The sequence below is a fragment of the Pseudomonas sp. Pse1 genome, assembly GCF_024519635.1.
In the GTDB taxonomy this organism is placed as follows: Bacteria; Pseudomonadota; Gammaproteobacteria; order Pseudomonadales; family Pseudomonadaceae; genus Aquipseudomonas.
In genome coordinates this window covers 1-377 of sequence record NZ_JALJRO010000097.1, presented here as the reverse complement: position 1 = coordinate 377, position 377 = coordinate 1, and the positions used below count along the sequence as shown (strand labels likewise).

Here is a 377-nt window from a genome sequence, read left to right as displayed (position 1 = left end):
GCTTCGATATGCTCTATAACTTCAGCACCCTTACAGCCTGATCCTTATTCATCACTGCCTGAGGTTTGCCATGACCATCACCGTCAATACCGAGTCCAGCGAAGGTTTCCGCCACAGCATCCAGGTCGACGACCACCAGTTGTTCACCGACCTGCCCAAGTCCGCCGGGGGCGAAGGCACTGCCCCCGAGCCCCATGACTACTTCGATGCCGCCCTGGGCGCCTGCAAGGCCCTGACCCTCAAGCTCTACGCGCAGAAGAAGAACATCCCGCTGACCGGGGTCACCGTGGAGATCAAGCACGACAACAGCGAAGAGCAGAAAGGCAAGTACGCCCTGCATGTGAAGCTGACCCTCAAGGGCGTGCTCACCGATGCCC

1 protein-coding gene is annotated in these 377 nt (G+C 59.4%); it reads left to right on the top strand.

Translation table 11 applies throughout. The annotated features are described in order from the left end of the window. Positions 1 to 70 precede the first annotated feature (70 nt). Positions 71 to 377: OsmC family protein (locus NR126_RS28550; protein ID WP_256832506.1), on the top strand; the 307-nt coding region annotated here is incomplete at its 3' end.